Source organism: Neisseria sp. HMSC064E01, assembly GCF_001808875.1.
Taxonomy (GTDB): Bacteria; Pseudomonadota; Gammaproteobacteria; order Burkholderiales; family Neisseriaceae; genus Neisseria; species Neisseria sicca_A.
In genome coordinates this window covers 8,094-10,397 of record NZ_KV794939.1, presented here as the reverse complement: position 1 = coordinate 10,397, position 2,304 = coordinate 8,094, and the positions used below count along the sequence as shown (strand labels likewise).

Annotated in this window: 3 protein-coding genes; all 3 read right to left on the bottom strand. The window is 50.4% G+C overall.

What is annotated here, in order from left to right:
• The coding region (locus HMPREF2572_RS14830) for a hypothetical protein (RefSeq protein WP_070497150.1) at nt 1-386 on the bottom strand (386 nt) is incomplete at its 3' end.
• A gap of 100 nt (nt 387-486) precedes the next feature.
• On the bottom strand, nt 487-1,404 hold the full coding sequence (ftsX, locus tag HMPREF2572_RS06715; protein ID WP_070497147.1) for a permease-like cell division protein FtsX: 918 nt from the start codon (nt 1,402-1,404) through the stop codon (nt 487-489).
• The gene (gene ftsE, locus HMPREF2572_RS06710) at nt 1,401-2,051 is read right to left on the bottom strand and encodes a cell division ATP-binding protein FtsE (RefSeq protein ID WP_003765335.1); all 651 of its coding nucleotides are present in this window, start codon (nt 2,049-2,051) and stop codon (nt 1,401-1,403) included. Before ftsE ends, ftsX begins: the two co-directional genes overlap by 4 nt.
• Between the last annotated feature and the right edge of the window lie 253 nt (nt 2,052-2,304).

The following is a 2,304-nucleotide window of genomic DNA, read 5'->3' as shown; positions in this document are numbered from 1 at the left end:
TGTTTGTGCGGCATAAGGCTACATAACCAATCTGCACATAAAAGCATACCCGACATCACCCAAACCACATATCCCCAGCCAAATACACCAGATAACCCAAATATCGACCCCGGTATCATCAGGGTTAACATTAAACAGGGTAACAAAGGCAAGATCTCTTTCTCATCATTCAATCTGATATATAAAACAATAAAAATTACATTGGCAAATGTAGGCCAACCTACCGGATGCCAAAGGAAAAATAAGCCTGCCGACCAAATTTGCAAACCCATATCTCCATTCACGGCAGGTAAGCACAAGGATAAGATGAACAGTATCTGCGCCATCCTTCTCAAGAATTTGCTCAAACTCAGGTCATAGTCGAGTGGCAGTAGATTCCCCTGCATATTATTTCCTTATACAATAAATGGCAGCCAATCAAAGGTCGTCTGAAACTTTGTTTTAGAGTTTCAGACGACCTTTTGCCTTTGCTTCAATCCAATGTTTTTATTTCTTGGCTCTAAAGCCCAACAGATGTTGCGTGGTGGCAAGCCATGCGCCGAAGACACCTAAGGCGATGACGAAGCCGAATACCAGCGAAACTTCGCTGAAATGGAAGAAACGCCAGCCGATATTGAGTCCGTAGGGTTTGAAGATGGCATCGACCAACGGACGCACGGCGGAAAGCAGCCAGCCGCACAGTCCCAAACTGACGGCGGCGGAGAAGATGCTCTGCCACATGGCTTGGTAGAGGAAGGGGCGGCGGATAAACGATGCGGGCGCTCCGAGCAGCTTGGTAATTTCGATTTCTTCTTTGCGGCTGAGTATTTGCAGACGGATGGTGTTGTGCGCAACCAAGACGAACGCCATACCCAGCGTCAGTGAAAGAAACCATAAAATTTTGCTGATGAACTCGTTGATTTGATACAACGTTTGCACCCACTCAGTATCCATGGTGGCGGATTCAACCATGGGCAGCTTGACCATATCCTGATAAATCGCCTGCATTTGTGCGGGCAGCGTAGCGGGGTCGGGCGTTACGATAAATGCGTCGGGCAAGGGGTTGCCGTCGAGCATGGAAACGAGGTTTTGGTCGAGGTTGGATTGCAGCTCTTCCAAGCCTTCCTGCTTGCTGATGAAACGGATTTTGTTGAGGCGGGCATCGCGTTCCAACAAGTTGCGAACGGTATCGCTGTCAGCTTTGGACGCGTCGGTTTCCATATAGAGGGTGATTTGCGGCGACTCGTTGAGTTTGCCTAAAACGCTTTGTCCGCTTTGGATGCCCAAATACATGAAAAGCGGCAGGGTCATGGCGACGGCGAGCATCAGGAGGGTGAGCAGCGTGCCGACGGGCTGGCGCAGGAGCTGTTTGAGCGCAGTGCGCGCGGATTCGACGTGCAGCGAGACGTAGTGAATGATGCTCATGCGAGTCGTCCTTTCGAGAGGCGCAGGATGCGGTGGCCGTAGTCTGCCATGAGGGTTTCGTCATGGGCGGCGACGATGACGGTGGTTCCTGCTTCGTGGAAGGTTTTGAACAATTCCATGATGTCGAGCGCGTAGGCGCGGTCGAGGTTGGCGGAGGGTTCGTCGGCAATCAGGAGGCTCGGTTGGTGGACGACGGCACGGGCGATACACAATCGTTGCTGTTCGCCGCCCGACAGGGTTACGGGATCGTCCAATTCGCGTCCTTTCAAGCCGACTTTTTCAATGGCGATGCGGGCGCGCTCTTCGGCTTTGCGCGGCTGATAACCGATAATCCGCAGCGGCAGGATGACGTTTTGCAGGACGTTGCGGTCATAGAGGATTTTGTGGTCTTGGAACACGATGCCGATATGCTGGCGCATGAAACCGATTTGGTTGTCGCTCAATTCGCCCAAGTCTTGGTTGTTGAACCACACTTTGCCTTTGCTGGGCTTGGTAATACCGGAAATCAGCTTGAGGATGGTGGACTTGCCGGAGCCGGAATGGCCGGCGATAAATATCATTTCGCCTTTTTTGATTTGGAAGCTGACGTTTTTCAGGGCTTCAAAACCGCCGGGATAGGTTTTGGAAACTTGTTCGAAACGGATCATAAGGTATTCCTGGAAAAGGGGTCAGGACAAACTTATCCACAGTTAATCCACAAAAGGATGCGCTATCGGAGATAGGTCGTCTGAAAAATAGGATATGTGCCGAATTATAAAGATTTCGGCGTTTTTTTGATAGTTTGCCCGGATATGGACGGCGGTAGGCAAAGCGTCGGACTGACGGCTTTACAACACAATGTTACAGGTGTGATTGTCGCCACCATTTTATTTATAGTGGATTAACAAAAATCAGGACAAG